This is a genomic window from Tunicatimonas sp. (assembly GCF_049647865.1).
Taxonomy (GTDB): Bacteria; Bacteroidota; Bacteroidia; order Cytophagales; family Cyclobacteriaceae; genus Tunicatimonas.
In genome coordinates this window covers 1-1,832 of the sequence record NZ_JBARYM010000270.1, presented here as the reverse complement: position 1 = coordinate 1,832, position 1,832 = coordinate 1, and the positions used below count along the sequence as shown (strand labels likewise).

Here is a 1,832-nt window from a genome sequence, read left to right as displayed (position 1 = left end):
AATAAAAGCAGTAGTAATGATCCTATTAGCAGCGTTTCGGGGCCAAATTCTACACGTGTAACCAAAAAATCTAGCCAGAGATTATTAATAAAGTAGCTGAGGGGCGTAGCGATTACAATAGCCACTCCTAAGATGATGAGAAACTCTTTGGAAAGAAGATAAGCTAACCTGAAGTTGCTCGCTCCCAGTACTTTTCGGATACCAACTTCTTTGGTGCGCCGTTCGGTAGTGTAGGTAGCCATTCCCAGCAGACCCAGACAAGCAATTGTGATAGCTAGCAGAGCAATAAAGCCGACGACCGAGGCAATATCAAAAACCCCTCGGTTGTAGTTAGCTAATTTGTCCTCGTAGAATTCGTAGGCTAGCGGATGAATCGGGTCAATCGTTTTCCACGCTTGTTCCAGTCGGGCCAGCGTTTCCTGTTCCTGCCCCGAACCTACTTTGATGCTTAGAAACTTGAAAGTTTCCGGTACATACCTCATCATAACTGGCCCGATGGGACGACCATTAAATAGTATGTGGAAGGTAAAGTTCTCCACCACCCCGGCTACCTGCAGCGTATCGCTAGAAGTCTTCAAAGATTCACCCACAATATCCAACGGATTATCGTAGCCCAGCACATTAGCGGTAGCTTCATTCACCAGAATCATCGAAGATGAGCCCGAACCAGCCGGAGGCAGGTTCTGACCGGCTACTAGGTTAATTTCCAGGGTACGAATGAAGCTTTCATCTACTCCTACATTAATTGTCTCGTACCCTTCTTCTTCGGGAGGCGAACCGGGTTTCATCAAGCGAGTGTTGTCATTTCGTCCGGTAGCGGGTAGGTAGGCACAGCCCGCCACATCATCTACTCCGGGAACACCGCTGAGAGCTGTTTTGGCTAGCTCATAGTCGTTGCTTTGCAGATTGACCAGCAGCACATTCTCCGGATTAAATCCGTACTCAAACTGCATGAAATGCCGAAACTGATTAAACACCACAATCGCAGTAATAATAAATAGCAGCGACAGTCCAAATTGGACCGTAGTCAGCACTTTTCTCAACCCTAATCGTCCCGGCTGACCCAGCTTTAAGCTCTTTAAGGCTCGGGTGGGATTGTAACCGGATAAGTGCAGGGCCGGAAAAATACCCGCGATAATTCCGACCAGTAAGGCAAAGCCAAAGGATAGCAGAACAACTTCGGAAGTGATGTTTAGGTCAAGATTCAGATACTGGTTGACCCATAATTTCAGGAAGGCTGATTTGACAAAAAACAGGAATACAAAAGCGAAGAGTAAGGCTAGTAGCACGGTAATGATAGCCTCGCTAAGAAATTGCAAAATGAGGTCTTTGCGCTTAGCCCCGTTCACTTTCCGAACCCCTATTTCTTTAGCTCGAGTTAGCGCGCGGGCAATGGATAAATTAGTATAGTTGAGACAAGCCGAGATCATGATCACCAAGGCTAACGCAGCTAAAATATAATAAACAAATAGCGGTAAGCGAATAGTAGGAGAGTTTCCTAGCTTCGGACCCGGAGTAATATCAGCCAGAGGTTGAGCAATAAATTGAGAACCTTGTAGTGCCTCATTATTCGCGTACTTATCCGCCGCCAAGCTTTCTAATGCTCTCTGCATCTGCTCCGACGAAGCCTGTGGTTTTAGAAGGGCATAGACGTAGGATTGGTAGTAATTCGACCAGTTATCGGATATATCGCGAATCTTATCCTGTTTGTAGAGAATCTCCTGGGAGGAAGAAGATACCAGTACGTCAAATACCAAGTGCGATTTATACCTGCTATCGTCGAACACCCCCGTGACGGTCTAACTTCCCCATTCTACCGGATCGCTACCTTC

1 protein-coding gene is annotated in these 1,832 nt (G+C 46.6%); it reads right to left on the bottom strand.

The genetic code is table 11. The features are described 5' to 3' along the window. Positions 1-1,787 (bottom strand): FtsX-like permease family protein (locus WBA23_RS08300; protein ID WP_424581808.1); only part of this gene is annotated, 1,787 nt, incomplete at its 3' end. Between the last annotated feature and the right edge of the window lie 45 nt (positions 1,788-1,832).